Origin of the sequence: Borrelia persica No12 (assembly GCF_000500045.1) — a bacterium.
GTDB lineage: Bacteria > Spirochaetota > Spirochaetia > Borreliales > Borreliaceae > Borrelia > Borrelia persica.
The window spans coordinates 1-717 of record NZ_AYOT01000014.1; the positions used below are offsets into that span (position 1 = coordinate 1).

At 31.9% G+C, this 717-nt stretch carries 1 protein-coding gene; it reads right to left on the minus strand.

Annotation, left to right across the window (positions count from 1 at the left end; translation table 11 throughout):
• Positions 1-696: BTA121 domain-containing protein surface lipoprotein (locus U881_RS0100170; protein WP_152520633.1), on the minus strand; the 696-nt coding region annotated here is incomplete at its 3' end.
• Positions 697-717 lie beyond the last annotated feature (21 nt).

Consider the following 717-nt stretch of genomic DNA (forward strand, 5'->3'; position numbering starts at 1 on the left):
AGGAAAAACAACAATTTTAGGATCAAATATTATGTCTCTTATCCATTCAATTGTCATTTGCTTTTTGATATCCAAGACATCATAACTAGCAACAAAATTGCTCATGACATCAAAAAATTTCATAACATCCCGAGAATAATTATCAAAGCAAGTCTGAAAAATAGATGAACTATAAATAGATATAATACTCTCATAAATTGCAGCAGCAGAATGTTTGTTAAAGAAACCTTTAAACTGCACTGGATAAGCCCTTGCTATTTCACCAAATTGAGCTTTCACCTCTCCTTCAAGCAAAATTAAACCCATCTTTAACCTATTTAATATATCTCTATATCCTAGCCCTAATTTAGACTTAAAACCTTGTACATCATCAATGTAATAGAGATCCTTACTAAAATAGTCTAATATACTAGCATAGCTTAAGTACACATCAATTATGCTTTTAACTTGCTCAACATCCCAACTACTAAGTAAAATATCAAACTCATCATTGCTATATGTTTTATAACCTTGCTCTCTGGCAATATTATAATCAGTTATTATGCTTCTTATCTCTTTTACGTAATATCCACGACCACGACCAGGCAGTCCTGAGTAACGATCTGCAAGGCTTGTAAAGCCTGACACATCCCTCTTCAGCATTTCTAAACGCTTGGAATAATTATTTTTTTGGTCTTTATGATCTACATATTGCACAAATTCATCATATACTCTAGA